Origin of the sequence: Photobacterium sp. WH24, assembly GCF_019204055.1 — a bacterium.
Taxonomy (GTDB): Bacteria; Pseudomonadota; Gammaproteobacteria; order Enterobacterales; family Vibrionaceae; genus Photobacterium; species Photobacterium arenosum.
The window spans coordinates 137,872-161,264 of the sequence record NZ_JAGSOZ010000010.1; the positions used below are offsets into that span (position 1 = coordinate 137,872).

The window sequence follows — 23,393 nt, forward strand, 5'->3', positions numbered from 1 at the left end:
GGGAACACAAATAACCTGCACAAAACGCCATTTCCTTTTGGCTGATTGCTAATAAAAGACAAATGATGTCTGACAAACTCCGGGACACCAATGCACTGACATACCGTCTGTCACTATGGCTGCTTTTTCTTACAGCGGTGAGAACAAAAGTAAACAGATAAGAATAAAATTAGCATAGAGATTAAATTCTGCATCTTCCTGTTACCGCACAGGATTTACCTGCGCTTCCAACAATTGTCTGTTATAGGGTTGACGCTTTATCAGCAGATATGCATATTGTTTTGTTTGTTGCGAAACAGAAGAACAGCGTAAACATTGCTGATAGATATTGAGAGATAAAGGAAACGTATCAATGGGCTTGCCGAACGAAGATCAAAAACGCTTTATCGCAGTATTAAGCAAAAAAATGGATGCAGGCCGAACACTGAATGTGCTGGGACACCTGAGTGCCGGGCTGTCTCATCTGGTCGATCAGCAAGGAGCTGAATACATTGATTATCATGATGCTGATGGCAACTGCCATCCGAGTCTGTCTCACTTTCCGTTTATTGTTCTGAAAGCAGATAACTCGAACAAAATCCGCAAAGTCAGAGAGGAAGCCATCAGGCATCAAATTCCTTTTACCGATTTCACACACACCATGACTGAAGGTGGCTCCATTGCCCAGCAAGCGTGGACCAAAGAAACCCCGGAAAGTGAATTAGAGTACCTGGGAATCTGTCTGTTCGGCGACACTGAAACTCTGAAATCATTTACCGGTAAATTCAGTTTGTACCGCTGAACCTGGAGCAGGAAAGATGCAATCGTACGTGTTTCTTTTACCCATTTTGGCCTTGCTGACACTGGGCGCAATGACGCCCGGTCCCTCTTTTCTGTTAGTTGCTCAAACGGCTATGTCTCATTCCAGAACACAGGCATTTTCTGTTGCACTGGGAATGGGAACTGGCGCCCTTATCTTTGCCTTACTCGCATCATTTGGCTTAGTGACATTATTCGAAACGGTACCTGAGTTGTACCTGACCTTTAAACTACTTGGTGGCTTATATCTGTGCGTGTTGGCATGTCGAATCTGGAAACAAGGGGAGCAACCACGTGTTCAGGCAGTAGCGGCAGGTAAAACGCAAAGTGTGCATTCATCCTTTTTCTATGGTTTAACAACCCAGCTCAGTAACCCCAAAACAGCCATGGTTTTCAGCAGTGTTTTTGCCGCTTTGCTGCCCGCAGAGGTACCTTCCCTCACTCCGATATTGTTAAGCCTGGGTGTTTTCCTGACAAATTTTGGCTGGTATGCCATAGTCGCTGTGCTGCTTTCAACAGAACGCGCGCAAAACTTGTATCTAAAGGCCAAAAAAGGATTTTGCCGTGTTGCTGGCACTCTGCTGGGTTTATTCGGCGCTAAGTTGCTGATGTCAACGTCAGCCGATCTATAACGGCATTATCAAGATGCCGTTATGTTTTAATCAGCCTTTGAGTGACGTTAAGGCGTGGTCAGTGAAAGCTGTACATTATCAATATGAACATCTGCCATGCTGCCTGCTTTTTTCACTGCGCGCAGTGTCAGTTTCACCTCCCGGGTCGCCACTGGTAACAACAGGGTTGAGGCATTATTCAGCCACGCTTGTTTCTTACTCTCGGTTTTAACCACAGTCGGCTGACCAATGGTGTTTCCGTTATTGTCTATAGGTTGTAGCGTCACTACGGCATGATCGCCGTCGCCCCAGCCATTGCTACTAAAACTGAATCGAACGAATGCGGAAGACTGATCAATCACACTACTGAACGCACTGACATCCAAAGTCTGGCTCAGATCATCATAGGCAGCGTTACCAGCAGCGGAATCATTCGGACGGGCGCTGAAGTAATAATCCCCTTCTGCGGCCGTGATGTTGTCGATCTCTTGCAGCACTCGCCAGTAGCCCTGCCCGACTGTCCAGCCTGAAAGATCCTGCGCTTCCGCGCCGCCATTCTGAACAGGTAACGCGGTTGTCGTCCCGGCATCAATGGCTAATGTCGCCGTGTCACTCCAATCAGACCAGCCCAGATTGTCATTACGCACTCTGGCACGCCAGTACCAGGTATCTCCCGGAAATAATGTCAGTACCGGTGCTGAGCTGCCGTTGAACGGGTCACGGTACGAATCATGGGAATGCTCTGATGATCGTTTCTGCCATTTGTAGATTTCATCATTGCCCATTTTGAGCTGGCCTGAAAAGTCAGCAAGATTGATTGTAGTCAGATCAACCCCCGCCTGCGTATCTGTCGGCATCCCCTGAATACTGCCATCTTGCATCGGCCAGATGTTGTGGGCCCGGGTTTGATTCCCCCAGATATCAAAAACCTCTGAATCAAACTGACTGGCTTTGCTCAGTTGCCATTGCACTTCATAAATGGCGCCAGGATCAGGATGGCTGATAGCCAGATTCAGCTGATTAAAAGCGTGATTACCGTTACCGGCCAGAACTTGTGGCGCCTCTGGCACAACCGGACTGGCTTTCATAGTCAGGGTATCGGACACAGTAAAGGTATCATCCAGGCTGGCAAAACCGCCCCCTTTCGAGGCCACAGTGGCAGTGTAGCGGGTCAGCTGCATGGAAGGTGAACTCTGCTGATTGAACGTCAGCAGATTAAAGCCAAACTCACTCTGACTAATGGCAAAGGTATCGTAATCGCGGGTATCTGTCTGATAGTAGTTATCATCGTTAATTTTTTCACGATAGCCTGCTGCCGTTGCGGCATTGAGCCAAAGGTGCCTGGTATCCATGGATTGTCCGCGGGAATACGCGTGGGTATGCCCAAATAAATGGCCTGTTATCTTGCCGCTTGATCGGGAAAAATCTTCCATCTCAGCCACCATCTCGCAACTGCCGATACTTTCGCCCGATAGCCAGAGTTCAGACAGACACGGATGATGGAACATGCTCAGGACATAATCGACATTACTGTCCGATTGGGTGTTGATCAGCAACTCGCGCAGCCACTGACGCTGTATCCCCAGAATCTCCGCGTTAAATTTACCGTGGTTCTTGGAAATCGGATAACTGTTAAGCCCGACCAAACGTAAGTTGCCGTAATCCAGTGCATACCATTGCTCTTCATAACCCGCCGAACCATTTTCAGGCTGCTGGAAGAAATGACGGTAATTGGTCAGCTCAGCATTGCCGTAAAAATCATGATTACCGGGAACGGCCACCAGCGGAACATAAGGGGTAATGGCTTTCATCTGGTCAAAAAAATCACGACGCCACTGCAACATGCTGTCGCCACTGTTGACTATGTCGCCGGAAATCGTAATCGCCGCGATCTCTGACGCACATTGCTCCGGCTGACTGTGACATACCGTTGGAATAATGCCTTTGGTAATGAGATCGTTCAGCGCCCCCAGGGTGCTGTTATTTTGAGTATCGCTGATGGCTACCACATTAAAAGGGGCAGGTGTCATCCCGGCTGCCGGATAGGTTTTGAACACATAGCGTTCAGAAACAGCCGACACGACAGACGGACTGCCATCGCCGCTGACCACGTAATACTCATAGCGCGTGTCTGTACTTAATCCGGTGATTGCTGCGCTATATAAATACGTGTTGTCCACGGCAACAGGCTCAACAACAGTAAATTCATCATGCGTTTCTGCCGGCCTGACCCAAACCGTCGGAGACGTGTCATTAGTTTCAAACAACACAGCCATAGTATTGGCTGTAGGTTGCTGCAGATACGGATGAATAGTAAACGTAACCTGCGTTAATGCAGTCGGAGGCGGAATAACCAGCTCCTTTCCAATCTGGCCTACACCAGCATTGCCTTTTTTATCATCCTGATCCGTTTCCGAGTGCTCATTACACCCCGCTAACAGAGTACTTGTCAGCAAGATAGCCGTGACACTGGCCAGATGCCTGTTTTTGATCGACATGTTTAATCCTTTTTTATCTCTATTCCATGGCGTTAACTGGACTAGTCCAATATTCAGCTGATGATGCTAATTGGTCTGTGTGACAGAGAATCTAAATATGGATGACACTTATCTATCAGTTTATTGACAATGAAATATTGATCTTAGCCTTTGTACTGTCGCCAGCTTAACTGTTCGGATCTTTCTGTTGCCGGGCTCACATTGAGCATGGTGTCTCAGCTCAGGAAGCGACAAACTGGCTTGCTTTACCGTTTTGGCATGATATGTTCTGAACTTCAACTCAATGCAGCTAAACAAATGACAAAATATCAATCACTTGCTAATGATCTGATGCAACAGATCCGCCAGCAGATCTGGCGATCCGGTGAAAAAATCCCGTCTGTGCGAGCGAGCAGCCAGCAAACTGGCTACAGCACGGCGACTGTGTTGCAGGCATATCAATTGCTGGAAAGTGAAGGATGGCTGGTGGCTAAACCGCAGTCCGGGTATTTTGTCGCTCCCAACATCCAAGCACTACAGGCTTCGCGGCCGGAATCCCCTCAGTCTCCGGTCAACATTAATGATTTACTTTTTGATGTCCTACAGCGAACCAAAGACAGCGATATCGTGCCTTTCAGCTCGGCGTTTCCCGACTCCAGCCTGTTTCCGCAGCAGGAACTGGTCCGCAGTCTGTCCAGTGCCTCGCGCAAAATGGACAACAGAAGTGCATTAACGCACCTGCCGCCCGGCAACCATGACTTGCGCCGGATCATTGCGCAAAGGTACGTACAACAAGGGCTGCAGATTGGGCCGGATGACATAGTGATCACCTCCGGCGGCTTGGATGCACTGAATCTCAGCTTACAGTTTGCCACCCAGCCCGGTGATTATGTCGCGGTTGAATCGACCACTTTTTATGGGGCACTTCAGGCAATAGAGCGTTTGAAGTTGATACCGGTAGAAATAAAGGCCAGCGCTGACGGCGGCCTGGATTTGAAAGACTTCACTGAAAAGTTATCCGCTTATCCGATAAAAGCCTGCTGGCTGATGACCAATGTCCAGCACCCGCTTGGCTACACTCTCAGTCAAGAGCGCAAGCAGACACTGGTAGACATTCTGCGCCAGCATAAGGTGTTTCTGGTAGAAGACGATGTGTATGCAGAACTGTATTATTCAGCGGAAAAGCCAGTACCGGCCAAAGCTTTCGATCAGCAGGATCTGGTGTTGCTGTGTGGTTCATTCTCCAAATGTCTGTCACCAGGATTTCGCATTGGCTGGGTAGTGGCAGGAAAACACAGCGAAGCCATTCAGAAACAGCAATTTTTATCGACCATATCAAGCAGTGTGCCTGTGCAGCTCGGGATCAGCCATTACCTGCTTCATGGCGGGTATGACAACCATTTGCGCAAGCTGCGCAGTACATTGCAAGACAGAAAGAGCGCAATGATACACGCAATACGGCGCTTTTTCCCGGACAGTACAGCTGTAACTGATCCCGCAGGGGGCTACTTCTTGTGGCTGACGTTTCCAGCTCCGTTCGATAGTCATGCATTTTATGAGCAAGCCCTGGAGAAGCGTATCGCAGTGGCACCCGGGACGTTATTTAACATCCGGCAAGACGATCTCAGGCATATCAGGCTCAACTATTCGTACGAGATGAATGAAGAAAACCTGGCTGCGATGACCACACTTGGTCAGCTAGCAAAAGCGTGCCTAAGTGACTGAAGTGAACAACAAAGTGACTGTTCGGTAAAATACTGTATCAACTGTATCAACAGGAAAAACCGCGGCTGTGATGAAATAGTGACTCTTGCTTGTTAGAGGGTCACAACATGGAAAGAACCACTAAGGTTAAAGACGAAGTCAAATTCATATACATCGCCATTATCTGCGTCTTCCTGGTCGTGTTAGGCCATTTCATTTTGATGAAAAATGTCGCCTATTTTGCCTGGGCTGAAGCTACCGCAGCGGCTATCCCCTTTCTGCTCATCGGGCTGGGTGTGGCAGCTGTTCGCCGGGCAGTAAACATTGATAAGAAAAATACCCCGGCAGAATGAATAATACTGCGCTCTCCCGCATCGATTCAGGGGAGCGCAGTTTGTCAGCCAGCGCTAGTCATGAGCGGCTTCGATCTCATTCGATTTCAGGTATGACGGATGGGTCACCAGCTGCTGCGCATACGCGGCAATGTGCGGAAAATGCGCGAGTGCGCCACTGGTATGCAGGATTTCTACAATGAACGACATCATGATATCTGCCCCTGTCAGCGAATCTCCCACCAGATAACGCTTTCCTGCCAGTGACTGATCGACATAAGCCATGACCTTGGCAATTTCCCCTTCGGCATAACCGGCGAGAAAGTTAGTTTCACAGCCGTCTTTGTCGACGAACATCTTCAACAACAAAGGAAGAATGGCCGAGCTTTCCGCAAAATGCATCCATTGTAAGTAAGCAACATAATCTGCAGTGCCGCGCTCAGGTGCCAGTTTACCCTCGCCATACTTATCAATCAGGTACTCAGTAATAGCCCCGGATTCAGTGACGATCAATCCATCATCCTCAATCACCGGAGATTTACCCAAAGGATGAACCGCTTTCAGCTCTGGTGGCGCAAGGAATGTTGCGCTGTCACGTTGGTAAGGGACGATCTGATAGTCCACACCCAGCTCTTCCAGCAACCAGATAATCCGCTTGGATCGTGATTTGTTCAGGTGATGCAGTGTGATCATAATGCTGTTGCCTCATTGATCTGATTGAACTTAATAGTCTGTTTATTAAACAATTTCTTTGCAAACATCTTCCAGACTAAACCATATCTGTGTCTGTCACCATCACTGCTTATAAACTTTCCAACGCTTTTAGCCGCTTCCGCTGGCCACAAAAAAGCCCGGACGGCGATTTGCACATCCGGGCTTTACTGGTTTTATTGCGACTAGTTAGTAGGAATCAGTCTGGTTTCTGCTGTAACTTTTCTGGGTTACGCAGCCAGTGGATAAGCGTCAGGCTGCACACCAGAATGATAATAGTGGCCGGTAATCCACCGAGGTTAGACAACTGCTTCACGCCATCCACACCCACTGTGCTGACCATTATCCAGGCCACCAGACCAATAATTACCCCCCAGAGTACTTTTATTGGCAGGGCTGCGCCTTCATCAGAGTCCGATTTAAAATCCTTGGTACACAAATCGCCAATGGCATCAGTGCTGGAATCGGCAGCCGTGACATAGGAAATAAATGCGATCATCACCAGAAAGAACGATGTCAGTCCACCCAATGGCAGTTCACCGAAAATATGGTATAGCAACTGTTCAATGCCCCCTTCATTCAACACGGCGTATAAACTTCCGTCTGTGTGCAAGTCCATGTACACCGCCGTACCGGCAAAAACAGAAACCCATAACAGAATGAACAAACTCGGATAAACAACGTTGACCTGAATAAACTCGCGAACCGTATACCCACGGGCAATTTTCCCCAGGAACATGGCCGTGATCGGTGCCCAGGCGAACCACACCGCCCAGTAAAATACACTCCAGTACTGAGGCCATGGATCACTAGCAGCCTGGCCGGTAAACAAGCTCAGCCGGAAGAAATCTTGCAGGTAGGCGCCGACCCCTTCCACACCGATAGCCAGAATATAGACAGTCGGGCCGCAGAGAAAGACAAAGATAAACAGTGCAATCAGCATCCAAAAGTTGGTGGCCGATAAACGCGCTATCCCTTTGGTTAAACCGCTGGCAGCCGAGATCACAAAGGTAGCAACAATCAGGCTGATGAAAATACCCAGTGTCAGGGCATTACGTTCCATGGGAATAAACTGGCTCACCCCGCCCAGCAAGGTCAGCGCCCCTGTTCCCAGCGATGACGCCATACCAACCACCAGCGAATACAGTGCCAGCGCATCAATGACATCGGCCATTTTCCCCGTGACATATTTACCCAGAACAGGACGCATGGCGCTGGTGATCGAAAAAGGCATTTTCAGGTTGTAGAACGCCAGCGCAAAGATCAACGCAGGTACGGCATAAATCGCATATGGCGTTGGCCCCCAATGGAGAAACATCGCTGAAAATGCAAACAACGCGGCATCAGCACTGCCCGCTTCAATACCAAAACTCGCCGGCGGCGAATGCAGGTGATAGATAGGTTCGGCCGTTGTCCAGAACAGCACCCCGACCGCCAGCGTGGTACAGAGTACAATCATAAACCAGCGGGGTTTGCTGATTCTTGGTGTACTGTGATCGCCACCAATTCGGATATTTCCCAGCTTAGAGAAATAGGTAAGCGCAATTAACACCAGCAGGTAAAAGCTGCCCAAACTGAACAACCAGGAGAAATTGGACAGAATCACTCCGTTCAGCGATTTGGTATAGCCAATGAAAGCGTCCAGATCAACCAGACTGAATACCAAAGCACCAACCAAAATCAGAAAGGTTGGAAAAAACACCAAAGGTCGTAACGATTTCAACATTGTATTTTCCCTAATTTATTGTTTTACATGTAGTTACGATTGATCTTCTCGTCAAAGTCCTTTTCAAAGATCAACATACCTTCATGAAACGCTTCCCAGCGCGCTTTAATATAAAAATACTCATGATCACAGGTCATATGATAATGACTGTGAATCTTTGTCCACCAACCGTCCCGGCCCATTTCCACGGTCAGATCAATCTCGTTTTCAGCACTGAGCGGATCATCGGGATGAATCCGCATTTCCTGCCCTATCTTGAAATCTATCTCTGTATGACAAGAGTTGTAATACTGGCGGCCAAAATCTTCATAGGTTTCCAGCGTTACCAAACCGGTTTTGTAATCGCGGTGTGTAACGCGTTTGCTGTCGCTCGGGCGCAGTGTTTTCCCTGCAAACGTCACAGGCTGATCGTACGCTTTCAGCGGATTAGCCGTGCTGAATGAAGATTTACGGGGGATCTCGATCACACTGTCTTTGGGCAAGATAGTCAGGGTAGCGTTATCGGCAGAAGGCCAGATAAGTGGCCAGTATGCCGTCGAGATGGCAATACGCAGTTTGTGTCCTTTCGGTACTGTGTAGGCAATATGGTTAACCGGCACCTCGACTTCATAAATTTCACCCGGATTAAGCGCTTCAGGAAATTCATGGCTGTTGCGATGGGTCAGGTTCAGTATACCGTGACTTATTTTGGTCACTTGTCCGTCTGGATGCACATCGGAAACACGGACAATGACATTCGCCGACGGTGAGTCAGATACCAGTGCCAGCTTTGCCATAACCTGTCCGACGATAGCAAAATCGTCCTCCAGCACTTCGGAGTCAAACACCAGAGACCCGGCGTCATCAATGCGCTGATCCCCCGGGTGCTCCATGTCCAGACGAATGCCGACGCAGAATCGGCCACCGTCCAGCCCGACTGTCTCAGGTGAACACACAGCGTAAGACGTAACGTGCTCATTCAGAGATTCAGATAACCCGTGTTTACCCAGATAAAACGCGTGCGGGCGGATATCTGAAGATGGCCAGCCAGGCTCAGACATCCACTCTCCGGGGCGACACTCATAGTCCGTTTGCGGCCGTACGCTCTCCTGCAAATAATAATGCAGCGCAGGTTCATCCATCATGCCGTTGTCGTTGCCTTTTAACCAGTGATCCCACCAGCGGACAGACTCAGACACATAGTCAACCTTTGGGTTCGGGTAGGCAATATTCGGGTATTTGTGCGCCCAGGGGCCAACCAGGCCCTTGCAAGGCACACTGAGGTTTTCCAGCAAGGTAAATACGGTATTACGATAGCCATCTGCCCAGCCGCTCATGGCATAAACGGGTACTTTAATATCATCGTAGTTTTCGCAGACCGAGCCGTGTTTCCAGTAATCCGAACGGGTTTGCTCAGCCAGCCAGGGTTTGGCCAGAAAAGGCATAGCCTGCAAACGATCCAACCAGACCGATTTCCATTTTTCCCCGATCAGCGCAGGATCCGGCGAACGGGCCTGAGCGTATGCCCAGAAAAATGCTGCCCAGTCCATGTTGTCATTCAGCAGGCATCCTCCGCTGAAATGAATGTCGTCCCGATAACGATCATCCGTCGAACACTGCGTAATAATGGCTTTCAGCGCAGGCGGGTTCATCGCCGCGACCTGAAGCGCGTTGAACCCGCCCCAGGAGATACCAACCATGCCGACATTGCCGTCGCACCATGGTTGTTTTGTCAGCCAGTCAATGACATCGTAACCATCCTGTAGCTCTTGCTGAGAATACTCATCCGTCATGAAACCCTCAGATTCACCGCAACCACGCAGATCAACGCGAACACAAGCGTAACCATGTGCAGCCGTCTGGGCCATGGTGATTTCATCACGGATGATAGTACCGTCGTTTTTACGATATGGCAGGAATTCGAGAATAGCGGGAACCGGGACTGACTCTGCATTGACGGGTAACCACGCCCGGTAGGCCAGTTGAGTACCATCCGGCAGCGTCAGCATGTCATGATGGATTTCACGTATCATTTGCATAATGTCCTTGAGTCGATGACGTCGGACAACCCATATTAAAGACAGCCGTTTGTGAGTAAATCGCTATTTTGTTAACCTAATATGAACTAAAAGTTAAAGATAACCAGCCCTGATGCCTATTAACAACAAAGCCATACCGCCGATAAGTAACCTGATCTCTTTTGAAGCATCAGCCCGGTCAGGCAGTTTCACAAAAGCCGCCACTGAGCTCTGCGTTTCCACAACAGCCATCAGTAAGCAAATCAAACAGCTTGAAACGTTTTTGCAAACCAGCCTGTTTATCCGGCGGAAAACCGGTCTGGAACTGACTGATAACGGAAAAAACTATCTGGCAACCGTCACCAGTGTGCTTGAGATCCTTGCGCGTGAAACGGTAAAACTGAATAACAGCAATCAGACAGCACCGCTGACAATTGAAATCGGGGCCTGCTTTTCACACTTCTGGTTAATTCCCCGGCTGGATGGTTTTCGCGAGCGCTACCCGGATATACCTCTCAATCTGATTATCAACAATGAAAGGCACATTGGCGATAACGATGATTACGACATCGCTTTCTTCTACTCCGCGATAGATACGCTCAACAAAAATAACCATTTGCTTTTTGCCGAACGCATGCTGCTGGTTTGTAGCCCAGCATTTCTCGCAAAGCGCCCGGAGTGCAAAGATATCCAAACCATTTGGCAACAACCCATTCTTATGCTGAAGGATGCCAAGTCCTTTTGGGAAGGCTGGCAAACCTGGGCAAATCGTTATGGTATCCCCTACCAGGAGCCGACTAATGTCATTCAGATGGAAGAGCAGGTCTCTATCATTCAGGGCGCGCTCAGCGATGCGGGTATTGCTCTGGCCTGGGACTGGCATGTCCGCACTTTAATAGAAGAAGGAAAACTGATCGCACTGACTGAACCAGTGGAGTGCGACAGTAATGCATTTTTTCTCAGTATTTCTGAAACAAGCCAGCACCCCAATGCCAGAACCTTCGTCAGTTGGGTTTTAGAACAGGAAATGCAGATAAGCGGATTCGATTGATCTGCATCAAGCCATCTTTTGCCATACCAGATACAGTGGAGCTCTCCATGTTTTTGGGAAATGCATGTGTACGTTTGCCCCTGACTTGCAGGGGCTTTTTTTCACCCTGGCCCTGCCCTGCTCACTCGCCTTTTCTGTCTCTTCTCTCCGGTACGGCAATGCACTGTGGTTCCAGCTATATTTATGTCAATACTGGCTGCCGCAAAAGCACCGGATGAATAATTTAGCTGTTGTTCTGAAAAGAATATCTTCCGCAGCCAGATGATTGAACACGCGCTTCAGGAGGAGTAAGCTTCTGACGCCTGAAAACACATCATTAAATAAGGACAGCTATGAGCAGTAAGCGTACCTACCCGATTGGCACTCCTGGCCAGAAATGGACCATGAAAGAGAAGGCAGAGTGGCTGGCCCGGCTCACCATCAAGCGTTCCTATCTGGACGAAGTGGTCACTAAGATCGACGCACTGAAAGATCGCTTTGATGTCGCTCAGTATGGCGCTCTGTCTTATGACACAGAAAAATACCCGCTGTTCGTCATCAAATCCCGTCACTGGAATACGCAAAAGCCGACCATTCTGGTCACAGGTGGCGTACACGGCTATGAAACCAGTGGTGTTCATGGTGCGCTGCAATTTGTCGATGAGAAAGCGCAGCACTATAGCCAGTATTTCAACATTCTGGTTGCCCCTTGTGTCAGCCCCTGGGGTTACGAGACGATTAATCGCTGGAACCCGCATGCGATCGATCCAAACCGTTCCTTTTACGACAACAGCCCGGCGGAAGAATCGGCGGCGCTGATGAAAATGGTTAATGATCAAGGCGCAGAGATCCTGGCTCACATCGATCTGCATGAAACCACAGACAGCGACGAAACCGAATTCCGCCCGGCTTTAGCGGCACGTGATGGTATTGAGTACAAACCCGGCAGCATTCCTGATGGTTTTTACGTGGTGGGCGACACCGACAATCCTCATGATGCCTTCCAGAAAGCCATCATAGATGAAGTGCGTAAAGTCACCCATATTGCCCCGCCTGATGACGAAGGAAACATCATAGGTTCTCCGGTTTCCCAGGAAGGCGTGATTGATTATCCGCTGAAGAAACTCGGCCTGTGTGCCGGTCTGTCAGACTGTCAGTACAGCTCCACCACGGAAGTGTACCCGGACAGCCCGCTCGTCACGCCAAGCGAATGCAACAACGCACAAGTCGCGGCAATTGTAGGGGCACTGGAGTATATTCTGAAACAGCAATAATCTGCAGATCCAGCCTGTGTGGCAGCCCGTTCGGCTGCCACAATATTCGACGCGCTCACAGTGATTCACTGAGATTGCCAGGTAATAACCTCAGAAGGCTTACCGTTAGCCTGCGATATCACTGCCCGGATACTCATGGCGGGCAATGTCACAAGCTGGCTGTCTACGCGAACTTGAGTCACATTATGGCTGAAATTTGCCACTATCTGACTGCCATCGCTGAATCTTGTTCTTTGCAAAGAGCCATCACTATTCAGCCAGTCAAATCCCACTAATGCCTTATCCCACAATGCCTGATGCAATGGCATGAATCCCCGCTGATAATCTTGTAATGCTTTGATTCTGGGCGAAGTCGCAGAGGCTGCTTCATCACGGGTTAAATGCACCATGGGTGGCGTGTTATAAAGCATACTGGTCAGATCCCGGATGCCTTTCACATCAGAAAACTTCAGGCTATCCATATGCCAGTGATGGTTATTGATCAGCTCATCATGAAACACCGCCTGGTATAAGGGCACTTTAAAAGCCGGCGAGAAGAACAGGGTTCGGTACGGCTCCTTCACTGTTGCCGGCTTAAAAAAGAAGGCCGGCTTATTATCCGGGTACCAGGCACCAAGGTAATAGGGCGACTGACGGTTATGTTTCATCTCTTTATCCGTCCAGCCAAACCCCGTGGTTTCCATGCCATGGGCAAACACCACACCTCGGGTGGTGATACTGTTGCCATCTTCCGAGCCCAGCAGCACCCCTTGCCCGCTCACCCACTCTAGCCGGTCGTTGAATGCCTTCGCCATTGCCCGCTGAGACATACCGCCAGTCGCAGCACTTTCATTCCCGGATGCAGCCAAGCGGCTTTTATCGGAATAATCTTCACGCACCATTCCTGTTGCATCAACGTCCAAAAACAGGCTGTTAAACTGCCCCAGCTCCAGAATGCGTGAGATTCGCTGTTTGGCATAGTCCGTTTCACAGCCGGGGTTGAGGTAATTGCCTTGCCCGCGAAACCCCGCCTGATTCTGCCCATCGGCGCGTTCAATAGCGCAACGCGTTCTGATTGCTGCCGGAATGTGCGCTGTTAACCAGCTCTCGTTATCCGTTTTATCGATAGCCGTATTATAAGAATCATAAGTCGCGACCAGATATCCCGCCGCTTTTGCCTGTTCAACCACCTCGGGCTGATAAAAAGCAGGTAACCAGTTGTCCAACCCCAGCCACAATTTCTGCAGTCCTGCTTGCTTGAGTGTTTCAAGTACAGGCGAAGACAGGCTTTGTCCCCATTTGTCAGAAGCAAGCAGAAATGGCGCCGCATGGCTTGCTAAATACGCTTTCCTTTTTTGAATCGCAGCAAACTGGTCGGTAATTTGCTCCCATGGGCCCGCATTTTCGCTAAAAGGAAAAAGCGCGGACAAAGAGTGATTAACAGACTCGACCAAAAGACGTTGTTGATAGCGATCCAAGCTGACAGGCTGATTAGCTGTTGTCAGTGGCAGCAATTGTGTCTGGGCTTCACGGCTCGCGAAGGCGCTCAGCTCTGACTGATGAAAGTACCATTTCAGCAACCCAGTCCAGTCGGTCACATCACTTTGCGAGATACCGTCGCTACCGAACAAGTACACATGGCTCGCGCCGATGATTTTGCTGACATCCGGATTGCGGGCAGCCTTATCCCGCAGGCTTTCTCTCTCACCCTGATCATCCCGCCAGCGCCGGTACCGGATGGCGCCAGACAGCCTGTCTTGCCCGCTATGAATCATGACCTGAAAAGGCTGATTCCAGTTCAGAGAGGTAAAAGCGTGGCTGGAGACCATATCAACAGCAGGTGAGGTTTCAGCCGCTTTTGCCGTCACCTCTTTGAATGCCAAGGCATTGTTAAATGGATTGACTAACAGGTAAGAAAAATATCTGGCCGGATTATCAGGCTCATTTTCGTAGTCTGTGTTCACCTGACTGTCAGCGCGTTGCCGGACCTTCTGAGTCCAGAACGGCATTTTCAGATCCTGCGTGGAATTGCTGCCTGAATATTCATCCTGCAAATACCTCGCCCAAAGCCTGTGATGAACAGGTACTCTGATCCCTTCATTAAACGGTAACAACAGCTCGGTAGTGGAGGTTTCCGGCAAATCAAACCAGTTCAAGACGATGGGGTGACTGCGAGTGATACTGGCACCAGAAAGCAACTGAAACTGGAGCGTCAGGTCGCCTGATTCTAATTGCGCTGTCACCTTGATATTACTGGGTTGCCACAGCCATGACGCATTATCACGCTGAGACTTCTGCCTTTGGCTGACACTTTGTTTTTCGTTATTTACCCTGGCACCCGCCTGGTTCAGATCGTAAATCAGGCTGTCGGTATGCCAGGTAATAGCGAGCGATTCGGGATCAATCTCGACTCGCTGATGGTTGTCACGTAATGAAATAATATCGGCAGCCACTTTGCCACAAGGCATTAGCAAAATAGCTGAAAGTAATATCGCTTTACATGGCTGCAAGTGCGCTCGCTGGCCCGTCACAGGGGCTGCTTTCAATAACATGGGGGTCTTCATCCTAATACCTTGGGTTAATAAACACCGGTATTACACATGGTGCCGGACACCAAATTGTCACCCCTATGTCTTCATTCGCACAGGTGGACAGGATGAGTGATTAGTCTGTCAGCATGTACCTGACAGGCACTGTCAGCCGATGCACGTTTTCAATTTTAATCGCCCCTTGAAAATAACTGTCTGCCACTACCGCACTTAACCAATTCGCGTTATCAGGTTTGTCACGGGGCGGCACGCCATGCCCCTGAGCATCCAATACTAGGGTTTCAGCAGGAGATGCCAGTTGATAGTCACTGTCGAACCATTGCCACTGCAATCTCTGCCTCTGACAGGCATTTCGATCCGCAAAGAGATCCGGTGAAAACACGAAAACCCCGGCTGTACTCTTTTCTGCCTGCTGTAATTGAATCGCTGAAGCCCTTTCTGTTTCCTGCAGTGAAGTCAGAATCAACGGATAATGTTTCTCCCCAACACTCAGCTGATAGTATCCATCAGGCACGGATTGAAACCATTCTCTGCTTTCCAGTTCGCTGTAGCCCTCTACCGGCGTTGAGCTTGCCCCCGATAGCCATTGATTGCCCCGCGAATCCGTCAGGCTCACTTCCATTGCATGTCCGGCGCCATCAATCGAGAGTTTAAGCTGATACACCCTCTGGCTGAGATTTACTTTATCCTGTATCGACAGCGAAATTCGGGGTTGGTCAACCCAATCTGACAGTGCTCCCGGATACTCAGTCAGCCTGCGTCCACAATCTGACTGATTAATCAGCTGCTGAAAAACAGGTTGCCATAAGTCCGGGGTAACCGGTTCTGTACTCTGCTGCAAAACGACCTGTAACTCTTGCCACGCCAGCAGCATATTGTGATCGGCCAGAGCCTGATAAACCCGCTGTAATGGCGTGGGCATAAACCAGCCACCGGCTGCGGTACTCCCGGCCTGCACCTGATCTGAGGCTAATGCAGGACGACATACACAAGCGGCAAGCAACAGGGAAAATACCATGGCTTTAGTGCTAATAAATCGCACGGATTACTCCTTTCTTAGCCGGTAGCCAACGCTGCGGACAGTATCGATTGCCAAAGAGGGAAATTTCTGCCGCAGATGCAGAACATGATTGTCGACTGTCCGGGTAGAGGGAAATGCCTGATATCCCCACACCTTATTCAAAAGTTCATCCCGGTGATAAACCCGTCCCGGATTCTGAACAAGCAACGCAAGCAGCTGAAATTCTTTAGGTTTCAGAGGAATATTTTGCTGATCCATCATGACAGTCTGATAAGACAGATTCACCACAAGGTTTCTATATTGGAACTCGACTTCCCCTAACGGGCGAAGTTGGGCCTGAATCCGGGCTAGCAGCTCCTGATGTGAAAACGGTTTGATGACATAATCTTTCGCGCCGGCACTTAACCCTTCAATACGGTGATCGACATCGGTTTTCGCCGTTAAAATGATCACCGGGAGCGCTTTCACTGACAGCCAGCCAGGCAGCCATTTCACACTGTCACCTTCAGGTAACTGGCGATCCAGCACAACCAGATCGGCCTGAATCCAATGTTTTTCCACATCCGATATTTTTTTGATCCAATCACAGCGATAACCGTTTTTGGCCAGATACATCGAAAGACCTTCACCCAGTAACACATCGTCCTCAACCAGCAAAACCCGGCTCATAGTGGCAACTCCAGAATGTACCTGGTTGGATGCCGTAAGTGAGTCAAGCGCCCGCCAATCCGGCGCATGATACGGTTAACTATCATCAGCCCAATCCCCATACCGTCCCCTTTCTCAGTTAGTAACCACTTTTCCCAACGTGCAGGCGATGCCCCGTGATCCCTCACCTCAATAACCAGGCTGTCAGAGATTTGGGCATCAAGGTATATCGGTGGCTTGCCATGTAAAACGGCATTACGCAGCAGATTATCCAAGCACACGCCCAGCCAGTAATAAGGCAGCGACACCCTACGATCTCCGTCGATATGGCAGTGCAAGTCATACTGGCTGGCTATGCTCTCCAGCCACTCTGAAAACTGAGCGTCTTGCTTATCTTGCCCTTCTTCCCGGCGTCCACTGAGAAACCCTTTGCTGGTTTCTGTCAGCCGGTAGAGGCGCTGGTAGTCGCCCAGCAGCCGGTAAAACGCATGCTGACTTTGCTCGTTCAAGTGATCATATTCATCTCTGAACTGCTCCACCGTAAAACCAAGGCTGGTAATGGGTGTTCGCAATTCGTGCGTCAGCAATTGCAGGATAAACTGCCGCTCTTTCATTTCCCGTCGTCGCTCCAGCCCCAGCCTGAAAATCAGCCCAAGAATAATGACAAGTAAAATAAGCATGACGCCCTGCCACCAAAGCGCATTGGTACGACGAAGCTCAATGCATAAGTTACTGTACTGAAAACGACAACTCTCGCTGATCTGGTCACTAGACCGGGTGATCCTGATACCCGCCTTGTCTGCTATCGGTTGCCATTGCTCCGGGCTTAACACATCAATGCCAGTCAGAGTGTTGCGCCACAAGCGGCCACTTTTCGTCAGAAAATACCGCGAGCCGCCCAGAATAGCCGACTGACCCGTATCAGAAAGCGAGGCAAATATACCGTGTAACGGATGCAGCGGATGGGCAAGAGTCAGACTGTTGGCATGCTGTTGAAGAAATGCATTCGCGTCACTTTCATCATGATGATCTCTCAGGTAGTTCACATACCTGTCTGCATAGCTGCCACCGGCAGGGTGCCTCTCGGACAGGTGCTGACTCCATTGCGATGGAAGTTTACCTTCGCGGCACAAGATCAGTTCAAATTGCACCGCTCTGCGCCAATCCGCACTGTCACTCAACACATTGTCGTCTTCAGAGCAGTGGGTATGAATGTGATAAAGTGTTTCTATCTGCGCCCAGCTGAACCGCTTTAAATCTGGGTACTGACTGACAGGTAAAAGCAATTCCTGGGGATACTGATTCAACGACTGCTGACTGATTTGATCTTCACCCTGCACTGTTGCAATACGATCAGAAAATGCCTGCCATTGTTGATGGGCCAGATGTGTTTCCGGCTGCCCGCATACAGGCAAGGCCACTAATAACAGCGGAAGCAATGCATTCCTGACCATTTAACTCTCTCAGAAAAAATAATGCGCGATCATACACAATGCTTGTCGTGACATTGTCTCCGCAATGTCACTGTTTGGCATTTTATAAGTGCCGTTCCATGTGGTTATTCGTCAGTGATTGCCCTGTTAACCACTGCAATCAATGTGTCCAGCGCGCATTTGGCTACGTTATCCGGCTCTCCCGGTTCGGGCAGCGCGTAGCCGATATTAATTCGCAGGCTGTCCCGGTACAGATCCCGCAGAGTGAAACACTCACCCAGCCTGATATCCAGCTTAGCCTCAATCAGCAAAGACTTAATTTTTGCCTCATCCATGCCTGGTATCTGTAACCAAAGTACTAACCCGCCAGCAGGATCACTGATACGAACTGTTTCCGGCAGATGCTGCTGCAAATATTCTCGGTAGCGCCGCTTATGGAGCAACAAATCAAACCTTTGCGTTTTCAAATGACGCGCATACTGGCCACTATCGATAAAATCAGCGACGGCCAACTGTATCGGCAGCGATACACCAAAGCAGCCTGCCGCATGTTTGCTCAGATACTGATTCAGATAACGTCCCGGCAAACACCAGCCAAGGCGATAGCTGGCGGCCAATGTTTTGGATACGGAACCGCACCAGAGTATATATCCGCTTTTGTCGTAATATTTTGCTGGTAAGGGCACTGTATTGCCGTGGGGTAATTCCATGTACACATCATCTTCAATCACAGGAATTTCATAACGGGATGCCATCTTTGCCAGTCGCTGCTTTTGTGACGGTGACATCGTAATACCCTGCGGATTCATATGAGTCGTACAAAAGAGACCGGCTTGAACCGTCCCCTGCTGCATGTGATGTTCCAACTGGTCCAGATCTATGCCGCTGTCCACAGACGGAATCTCCACGATATTGCGCGACATTTCCCGCAATAAGGTTAACAGTCCGTTGAAACATGGCGAGCTGACAGCAATGGCATCGTCAGGTTGAGTACAGACTTCAATGGCCGTGCGTATGGCATCCATGCAGCCGTTTGTGATGGCCAATTGCTCAGCGGTGAAATGAAAACTGTAATTCGCAAAATGTGCAGACAAGACACTGCGCAACATAGCCTCACCCTGTCGGGTGGGATAAAAGTTCAACCTTTCACCAAGGCGCCGGTTTGTACGCCGGAAGCTCTGTTCCATCTGACTGGTCAGTTTATGAGTGACTTCAAAACGGGAATAACCCAGCGGCCCGGCGAACTGACTGTCAGGCGCATTTCCTTTGTCCAGCGAATAGTCAGATGCCAATGCCAGCTGACTTTCAAACTGCGCCAGATCCGGTAAGCGCAGGGTTGAGCGCTGTGCTACGTAATAACCGGATTGCGGTTTAGCGACAATCCAGCCCTGAGATTCCAGATGCTGATAACAATTCAAGGTAGTGGTCATGCTTACCTGATGTAATTGTGCAAACTGGCGTAATGAGGGCATGCGGACTTGAGCAGCCAGCAGACCTGATTGAATATCGGCAATATACTGCTCAGCTAATTGTTTATACCTCATGGCGTACCCTTTTCAGCTTGAAACACAAACTGTGCTCTTTTTATTGTTAAAAATTGTATCTGCACCTTTCTGCGACGGTAATCCACAATGTTGGTTAAATCAACAATGGAGTACAACGCATGACATTTAAAGATGCCTGCCTGGGCTTATTCGTGATGTTCATTTGGGGCATCAATTTCTCTGTGATCAAACTGGGCGTCAGTCAGGCTGATCCTCTGCTGATGACTGCAATTCGATTCACACTTGCGACAATGCCACTGATCTTCTTTGTTCGTAAACCGGATGTTGCCTGGCGCTACCTGGTGAGTTACGGCGTGCTGTTTGGAGTGGGTGTATGGGGCATGGCATCCTGGTCAATCACCGCCGGACTGTCTGCGGGAATGACATCAGTGTTACTGCAGACCAATGTCATTTTTGGTCTGTTCATTGGTTATCTGGTTTTTCGCGACAGATTCACAATACACAAAGTCATTGGCGCCCTGTTTGCGTTTACCGGGTTGGCTTTATCCCTGATGGCCACTGACGGCACCATCACAATAAAAGGTGTGGCTTTAGTGATGATATCAGCATTGTCCTGGAGCCTGGTCAGCACCCTGGTGAAGAAATCAGGCACCCGACAACCCTTTGCCTTCAGTATCTGGGGCATGGCATTTGCGCCTCTGCCATTGTTGCTCTTTGCACTCTCGCTAAATGGTACAGATATCATCACCACCACGATTAACAGCTGGAATGGCTACACCACTTTCTCAGTCCTATTTCAGGCCTATCCGACCACGGTATTTGGCTACTGGGTATGGAATCGTATGCTGGTGAAGTATCCGCTCAGTACGGTCGCACCGGTCAATCTGATGGTGTCAGTATTCGGCTTGCTCGGCGGCTATCTCTTTTACGGTGAGCATGTCGGTGCTTTACAGGTCATATCTGCAGCAATGATTCTGGCGGGCGTGCTCATTATTCTGCTCAAACCCGGTAACACCTTTTTGGCTGCCAGACTGGCTCAATGGCGTGTAAGGAAAGTCTCTGATCAGAAAGTCTGATTGTCTAAGCCACCTGATGACAGGTGGCTTTTCGTGTCAGAACCCAATTATTGCATCAGGAGAACCTCACCGACTGGGCCATCAGATGTCTGTAGCCATGCTCAGCGAATGCCCAGACTCTCGGTTTGCCAGTGATCGCGCCAGGTTTTCAGCCTCTGCATACGCCGCTTTCAGCGACGCCTGATGGCGGCTATCACCAAATTCCTGGTAGCCGGCACTTATTTCATAGGTCTGTTCCACCCCCAAATAGTGACTCATAACACGAATATGCGGACCAAGGTGATTCATCGCTTCGCGGACTCCTCCGGCTTCGAAACCAAATTCACCTGTAGAGGTAATGAGCACCAGTGTTTTCCCGGTTAACATCGGCGACAAAGGAAAATCACCCCGTTCCAGATCAAATGAAAAAGTTTTATTGATGCGTATTACCTGGTCAAACCAAGCTTTCAGCGCAGCAGGCAGACCATAGTTGTACATTGGTGTCGAGATGACTATCGTATCCGCAGCCATGACTTCCTCAATGAATTCATCAGACAGTGCCAGCACTTTCCTTTGGGCAGCGGTCCGATTCACCTCCTGAGTAAAAGCCGCCGCAATCCAGTCCTGACTAATGAACTCTGGCGGGTTAATACCAATATCCCTATGTATCACAGCGGTTTGTGGAGCATTAGTCAGCCATACATCCATAAATGAAGCCGCTATTTGTTTAGAAATTGAATTATGGCCTGAAACGAGATTATCAGTCCTGCGTACACTGGCATCTAAATGTAAAATAGTCATCCGCTTATCCTTCTGTTCCAAAGTAAGTTGTGGTCAGAGAATATTGTCTGCCTGAGTGACAGTAATGACAAAAGGGATATACTTTCACATAGATGAATAAAACTCACCTTTAGGTATATTAAATGTTCGCCCGTCTCCCCTCACTCAACAGCTTTCGCGCGTTTGAAGCCGCCGCCCGTCTGAAAAGCTTTAAAGACGCCGCTGCTGAGCTTTATGTTACGCCAACCGCTATTTCTCATCAGATTCGTCAACTGGAAGCGCAGATGGGTACCCAGCTATTTGAACGAAAAACCCGATCTGTTGTGTTAACCCTGGAAGGAGAAGAATTACTGCTTTGCACACACCAGGCGCTTAAACAGCTGCAATCAGGGGTGAATAACATACGTCGTCAGGCCAGCACGATTACCGTGAGCACGACTTCTGCCTTCGCCAGTTTGTGGCTGGTACCAAGGCTGGAACGGTTCCGACAACAGCATCCTGAACTGGATGTCGTTCTGAAAACCGGTGAGAGTAAAGAAGATGTCGAACACGACAGACGATTTGATGTGGCGATCCGTTATGGCCATTGCCCGGCTTCGGATCCACAATCTATCCTGCTGACAAAAGAAACATTATGTTGCGTAGCCTCACCTTCGTATTGTGAGCAGGTAAAAACAGCAGCAAACGCCACTGTTTTTACCACCCGATGGCAAAATACCGATTTACCTGCCATTGAACCTTCACTTGAAAGTTTAACTCCGGCCGCTGCTGCGTCTGTGAGTATCCGGTATTTTGATCAGGAAAATCATGCGGTACAGGCTGCATTAGCAAGCCAGGGCGTGGCTTTTATCAGTACGTTACTGGTACAGCAACCCCTGAGCGAAGCATGGCTGATACCGCACCCTGCCTTTGCGTCATTGCAAAAAACAGGGCTTGAATATTACGCAGTCATCCCTAGCCGACACAAACAAACTGCCGCGGTTCAGCAGTTTGTTTCCTGGCTTCAGCAGACACTCACCTAAATGCTGTCACCCTCACTCACGGCGTGACTCAGCCACCAGCGCATCCAGGAAGCTGAATAAAGCACGGTTCATTTCACTGTAATCGGCATGACGCAGTTGCTCTGCCGTCTGAATGAAAGGCCTGTTTTCAGCATTGTTCAGATCCTCACCAGAGTGCCTGATGAGACCTTCCACCGAGTCGCGGGTAAATTCGGGATGACACTGGAAACCATAGGCTAACGGGGTATAACGCACAATCTGACGCGGGCAGCCCAGACTGGTTGCCAGCACCTGGCATTCAGGTGTCAGACCCGGCATGTCATTATGCCAGTGACCGACAACCAGCTCTGGCGGAAACCCTGCAAACTTGCGGTCCAGCCTTGCGTGTTTGTTAAGCACGATGGGAAAGCAGCCCACTTCCGGCTCCAGACTCCGGCTATGCGGCGCACCTAACGCTTCCCCGAGAAGTTGTGCCCCCAGGCAGAACCCGACCACGGGCGTTTTGCTTGCGACAGCTTTTTTGATCAGCGTAATTTCCGCTGCAGCATCAAAATGCGGGCACTCTTCTCTGGTGGTTGCCGGACTTTGCGGGCCACCCAATACAATCAGCAGATCCATATCATCACCACGTTCTGGTAACACCTCGCCCAGATAAACACGCGAATATGACGTCGAATAATTACGCTGATCAATCCACTGTAATAAAGCGCCTGGTCCTTCAAACGCTTCATGCATAACAAAATGTACTTTCATTGCTTTCCC

General features: G+C 49.5%; 19 protein-coding genes. 8 read left to right on the forward strand and 11 right to left on the reverse strand.

Going from position 1 to position 23,393, the window contains the following annotated elements; all coding sequences use genetic code 11:
- Nucleotides 1-352: 352 nt before the first annotated feature.
- Together KCG43_RS13655 and KCG43_RS13660 are read left to right on the forward strand one after the other, a co-directional pair.
- Nucleotides 353-781, forward strand: a complete 429-nt coding sequence (locus KCG43_RS13655; protein WP_192014040.1) for a DUF2000 domain-containing protein — start codon at nucleotides 353-355, stop codon at nucleotides 779-781.
- Between the two features lie 16 nt (nucleotides 782-797).
- Entirely contained in the window at nucleotides 798-1,430 is a 633-nt protein-coding gene (locus KCG43_RS13660) for a LysE family translocator (RefSeq protein ID WP_218385599.1), read from the forward strand.
- A 47-nt stretch (nucleotides 1,431-1,477) separates the two neighbouring features.
- Here the strand turns inward: KCG43_RS13660 and KCG43_RS13665 are convergent, their stop codons facing one another.
- A complete protein-coding gene (locus tag KCG43_RS13665) occupies nucleotides 1,478-3,907 on the reverse strand; it encodes an FN3 domain-containing metallophosphoesterase family protein (RefSeq protein ID WP_218385600.1) in 2,430 nt (809 codons plus the stop codon).
- A 297-nt stretch (nucleotides 3,908-4,204) separates the two neighbouring features.
- Here KCG43_RS13665 and KCG43_RS13670 point away from each other — a divergent pair, with 297 nt between their 5' ends.
- Nucleotides 4,205-5,611, forward strand: a complete 1,407-nt coding sequence (locus tag KCG43_RS13670) for a PLP-dependent aminotransferase family protein (protein ID WP_218385602.1) — start codon at nucleotides 4,205-4,207, stop codon at nucleotides 5,609-5,611.
- A 107-nt stretch (nucleotides 5,612-5,718) separates the two neighbouring features.
- Complete coding sequence (locus KCG43_RS13675) at nucleotides 5,719-5,943, forward strand: hypothetical protein (protein ID WP_192014047.1); 225 nt, start codon at nucleotides 5,719-5,721, stop codon at nucleotides 5,941-5,943.
- Nucleotides 5,944-5,997: 54 nt separating this feature from the next.
- On the opposite strand, the gene KCG43_RS13680 is transcribed toward KCG43_RS13675, so the two are convergent.
- The 3 genes from KCG43_RS13680 to KCG43_RS13690 all read right to left on the reverse strand — a co-directional run bounded on the left by KCG43_RS13680 (nucleotide 5,998) and on the right by KCG43_RS13690 (nucleotide 10,377).
- Entirely contained in the window at nucleotides 5,998-6,615 is a 618-nt protein-coding gene (locus KCG43_RS13680) for a glutathione S-transferase family protein (protein WP_192014049.1), read from the reverse strand.
- A 217-nt stretch (nucleotides 6,616-6,832) separates the two neighbouring features.
- Nucleotides 6,833-8,359 (reverse strand): BCCT family transporter, encoded by a 1,527-nt coding sequence (locus tag KCG43_RS13685; RefSeq protein ID WP_192014051.1) that lies wholly within the window; start codon nucleotides 8,357-8,359, stop codon nucleotides 6,833-6,835.
- A 23-nt stretch (nucleotides 8,360-8,382) separates the two neighbouring features.
- Nucleotides 8,383-10,377, reverse strand: coding sequence for a CocE/NonD family hydrolase (locus KCG43_RS13690; RefSeq protein WP_218385603.1), 1,995 nt, complete (start codon nucleotides 10,375-10,377; stop codon nucleotides 8,383-8,385).
- A 112-nt stretch (nucleotides 10,378-10,489) separates the two neighbouring features.
- Between KCG43_RS13690 and KCG43_RS13695 the strand changes: the two genes are divergently transcribed.
- The gene (locus KCG43_RS13695) at nucleotides 10,490-11,407 is read left to right on the forward strand and encodes a LysR substrate-binding domain-containing protein (protein WP_218385604.1); all 918 of its coding nucleotides are present in this window, start codon (nucleotides 10,490-10,492) and stop codon (nucleotides 11,405-11,407) included.
- 332 nt (nucleotides 11,408-11,739) lie between these two features.
- The gene (locus tag KCG43_RS13700; RefSeq protein ID WP_218385605.1) at nucleotides 11,740-12,660 is read left to right on the forward strand and encodes a M14 family metallocarboxypeptidase; all 921 of its coding nucleotides are present in this window, start codon (nucleotides 11,740-11,742) and stop codon (nucleotides 12,658-12,660) included.
- 65 nt (nucleotides 12,661-12,725) lie between these two features.
- Here the strand turns inward: KCG43_RS13700 and KCG43_RS13705 are convergent, their stop codons facing one another.
- The 5 genes from KCG43_RS13705 to KCG43_RS13725 form a co-directional block, all read right to left on the reverse strand.
- On the reverse strand, nucleotides 12,726-15,203 hold the full coding sequence (locus KCG43_RS13705) for a glycoside hydrolase (RefSeq protein ID WP_255558038.1): 2,478 nt from the start codon (nucleotides 15,201-15,203) through the stop codon (nucleotides 12,726-12,728).
- A 100-nt stretch (nucleotides 15,204-15,303) separates the two neighbouring features.
- On the reverse strand, nucleotides 15,304-16,230 hold the full coding sequence (locus tag KCG43_RS13710) for a DUF2861 family protein (protein WP_192014059.1): 927 nt from the start codon (nucleotides 16,228-16,230) through the stop codon (nucleotides 15,304-15,306).
- 3 nt (nucleotides 16,231-16,233) lie between these two features.
- Nucleotides 16,234-16,878 (reverse strand): response regulator transcription factor, encoded by a 645-nt coding sequence (locus tag KCG43_RS13715; RefSeq protein ID WP_192014060.1) that lies wholly within the window; start codon nucleotides 16,876-16,878, stop codon nucleotides 16,234-16,236.
- Nucleotides 16,875-18,311, reverse strand: coding sequence for a DUF3404 domain-containing protein (locus KCG43_RS13720; RefSeq protein WP_218385606.1), 1,437 nt, complete (start codon nucleotides 18,309-18,311; stop codon nucleotides 16,875-16,877). Before KCG43_RS13720 ends, KCG43_RS13715 begins: the two co-directional genes overlap by 4 nt.
- Nucleotides 18,312-18,415: 104 nt before the next feature.
- A complete protein-coding gene (locus KCG43_RS13725) occupies nucleotides 18,416-19,834 on the reverse strand; it encodes a PLP-dependent aminotransferase family protein (RefSeq protein ID WP_218385607.1) in 1,419 nt (472 codons plus the stop codon).
- 119 nt (nucleotides 19,835-19,953) lie between these two features.
- Between KCG43_RS13725 and KCG43_RS13730 the strand changes: the two genes are divergently transcribed.
- Nucleotides 19,954-20,871 carry an EamA family transporter gene (locus KCG43_RS13730; RefSeq protein WP_192014064.1) on the forward strand — a complete coding sequence of 306 codons (918 nt, stop codon included), beginning with the start codon at nucleotides 19,954-19,956 and terminating at the stop codon, nucleotides 20,869-20,871.
- An 81-nt stretch (nucleotides 20,872-20,952) separates the two neighbouring features.
- Here KCG43_RS13730 and KCG43_RS13735 read toward each other — a convergent pair whose 3' ends face one another.
- The gene (locus KCG43_RS13735; RefSeq protein ID WP_218385608.1) at nucleotides 20,953-21,651 is read right to left on the reverse strand and encodes an FMN-dependent NADH-azoreductase; all 699 of its coding nucleotides are present in this window, start codon (nucleotides 21,649-21,651) and stop codon (nucleotides 20,953-20,955) included.
- 122 nt (nucleotides 21,652-21,773) lie between these two features.
- Between KCG43_RS13735 and KCG43_RS13740 the strand changes: the two genes are divergently transcribed.
- Nucleotides 21,774-22,652: a LysR substrate-binding domain-containing protein gene (locus KCG43_RS13740; RefSeq protein WP_192014066.1), complete on the forward strand. Its 879-nt coding sequence runs from the start codon at nucleotides 21,774-21,776 to the stop codon at nucleotides 22,650-22,652.
- A gap of 12 nt (nucleotides 22,653-22,664) precedes the next feature.
- Here the strand turns inward: KCG43_RS13740 and KCG43_RS13745 are convergent, their stop codons facing one another.
- Complete coding sequence (locus KCG43_RS13745; RefSeq protein WP_218385611.1) at nucleotides 22,665-23,384, reverse strand: gamma-glutamyl-gamma-aminobutyrate hydrolase family protein; 720 nt, start codon at nucleotides 23,382-23,384, stop codon at nucleotides 22,665-22,667.
- Between the last annotated feature and the right edge of the window lie 9 nt (nucleotides 23,385-23,393).